Annotated in this window: 2 protein-coding genes; one reads left to right on the plus strand and one right to left on the minus strand. The window is 36.2% G+C overall.

Features of this window, described 5'->3' with window-relative positions:
• Window positions 1–375 precede the first annotated feature (375 nt).
• Window positions 376–1,740: an MATE family efflux transporter gene (locus H4J66_RS01595; protein ID WP_182169681.1), complete on the minus strand. Its 1,365-nt coding sequence runs from the start codon at window positions 1,738–1,740 to the stop codon at window positions 376–378.
• 117 nt (window positions 1,741–1,857) lie between these two features.
• Here H4J66_RS01595 and H4J66_RS01600 point away from each other — a divergent pair, with 117 nt between their 5' ends.
• Window positions 1,858–2,757 (plus strand): AraC family transcriptional regulator, encoded by a 900-nt coding sequence (locus H4J66_RS01600; protein ID WP_182169684.1) that lies wholly within the window; start codon window positions 1,858–1,860, stop codon window positions 2,755–2,757.
• The last annotated feature ends 223 nt before the right edge of the window (window positions 2,758–2,980 follow it).

Here is a 2,980-nt window from a genome sequence, read left to right on the forward strand (position 1 = left end):
TGTACTATTTGAATTAAATGGTGAACAGCTCATTGGTAATTTCTCTATGTTTTTAATTCATAGACAGGTTAGCAATTAGCTAACTTATTGTAAATACATAAATTAACCTTAAGTTAATGACATTGGGGCGCGCATTGCGGAATAAGAGCAGTCAAAATATTAAACGTCACTTTCAGATCTTAAAGCTGACATAAATTTTAATTCTATGGCTATAGGGGGCGTTTTGCCATAGAACTAATACTCTATTTCATCTGAATTTTAGAAAAGGTGAGTGACTGCAATGTAGATTTTACGACTTTCTGGTTTGATGACAACTTAGAAATATACATTGGTTACTCAAGTTTTAGCTGTGTGCAACTTAATCGAATTGGTTCACTAGGCAACACTTTCAGCCGTTAGGTTGTTTAACCAAAGCTTCGTTCTCATTCTGAAAACAAACATAAATGCTTTAGTTATTTCTTCAGAGTAAGAGATGAGAACTACCCAATATAGTGGTAACTTAAAGTAAAATGCCGCCACCAAAGTTAATGGAATGCTTAAAACCCACATGCCTGATATATCAATTAACATGCAATATTTGTTATCACCACCTGCGCGTAATATCCCCATAGACATAGTTAAGTTAAATACTTTCAAGCAAGTGCCAAAGGTGATCAATATAAAAACATCATGGGACAATGCCATTGTTTCTGGAGACAAATTGATATAAGGCATAAAGACTAAAGACTCACATTGAAGTAAAATTAAGGCCAATAAGAAGGTAACAATTGGCGCACTAATGGCGTAATGTTTTGCTAAAGCCCATGCCGTTATAAATTCGTTTCTACCTAAGCGCTGCCCAACTAAAATAGCGCAAGCAGAAGCAAAACCAAAAAAGAATGAAACCAATAACCCTTCCATTGGTGCTAATAGACTCATTACAGCAAGTTCTTGTGTTCCAATACGTCCATATATCAGTTGATATACAAAAGTGCCTAATGACCACACGCCAAAACTTAGCATCATAGGCCAAACTAAGGTGAGTAATTTAGTCCACTCTTGTTTGTTATAAAAACTAACACAAAAGAACGTTGTTGGAAAAATACTGTGCTTAACCTTTGCTAAGTAGACCAGTATTAATAAAGCATGAAGTGCTCGCGCAATTAGTGTTGCTAGCGCAGCGCCAATAACACCCATTGGCTCTATACCTAAGCCACCTTTGATTAACCAATAGTTTAAAAGAATATTGGTAATAATAGCTATGGTACTAATTAACATGGGGAAGACTACTTGCCCAAGCCCCCTTAAAGCGTTTTCAAATATCATCACAATGACAACAAAAATTAAGCTAGGCATGGTCAGCCAAAGGTAGTTTGTTCCTGCTTTTATAACGCTGGGATCTGTTGTGGCAATACCCATGATATTGTCAGAAAACAAGAAAGTAATGAGTAATATAGGCAATAAAATTCCTGCTGCAATAACAAGTGTTTTAACAATGATTTGTCTAATCACTCCAATTTGACCCGCGCCAAAGTGTTGCGCAGATAAAGTACCAACACCTGAAGCGAGTCCCGCTAAAATGATTAAAAAAACAAATTGAATTCGGTTACCCAGCCCAACAGAAGCAACGGCCGTATCGCCTAAATGGCCAACCATCATTATGTCACTCATGCCTAGCATGGTGACCAATATGCTTTGTAAAGAGATAGGCCAAGCTAATTTAATGCTTTGCTTTAATGATGAAGGTTCGATGTTACGCATTGGTTTTAGTCATTAGGGGTTACTATAATATTGCATAGAATTATAAAATATAGTGATAAAAAAAACATAAGTAAAATTGTCATGTATCATGTTTAAAACTATCATTTTGGTGATTCTATGTGGCAAGATATTTTAAATATTCATTCTGATTGTATTGAGGATTTTATTAATTTTGATAAATTACCAGGGCAAGCTGATAGTTTCATAGCCATTGCGGGGTTGTCGTATTTACAAACTGAATATCAAATAGGCAAAACAGGTAAAGGAGAAATTTGTTTAGGTAATGAAAACAGCAATAGGCATGTTCATTACTTAATTTCTACTCATGCAGGGGAGGGAAAGGTCAAGTTTGGTAACAACGAATATTTAGTTAAACCCGGCAGTGTGCTTTTACTGCCAGCAGGAACCCCTTTTTTGTATGAACTTTCGGGGAAGTACTGGGATATGTGTTGGCTATTACTTCATGATTGTTCTGAATATAAGTTTGTTCATCAACTTCAACCTTCCGTTTATTCCAGTGCGAATGCAGAGAAGCTTTATCAAACGATGTCACTTATTAGAGAATTCAAACACGGCGAGAGTATGTATCAATCAGATATTGTATTGCGCTTAGTCGAAGTTTTAATTTATCAAATTGCGCAAACACTGAATATGGGGCAGCAACTAACAAAGCATCAACAGAAATTTCACTCTCTAATACGTCGTGTAAATAAGCAATTGCAACTGCCGTGGACTGTTAAGCAATTAGCTGCAGAAATGCATATGTCTGAGCCGCACTTCTTTCGTTTATGTAAGAAAGAAATGGGGATGACACCAATCAAACTATTAACTCACACTCGCCTAGAATACGCTTGCTACTTACTTCGTTATACACAATATAATCTTGATCAAATAGCTGACACCGTAGGCTATGGCGATAGTGCAAGCTTTGCTCACCGTTTTAAGAAAGACTATGGTTTAAGCCCTGGTCGCTGGCGTAAAGAACAAAAAAATACTTTTCAACATAGTGTCATTTAAAATGATGAGGAAAGATAATATTTAGGTCTAAACAATTACTATGCCACCCATGATAATGCTACCCATGATAATGCTACGCAGTGATAATGCTCTGAAACACAGCTATCCATTGGTCAACAATAATGCATGTACTGCATCTTGTAAGCTTTTGCCTATCGATTTTTATAGATGTTGATTAAAGGAGTGAATTTCAGGCAAGTTTTACTTGCTACTCAAAGGTAGT

The organism is Colwellia sp. MB3u-55 (assembly GCF_014076785.1).
Lineage (GTDB): Bacteria > Pseudomonadota > Gammaproteobacteria > Enterobacterales > Alteromonadaceae > Colwellia_A.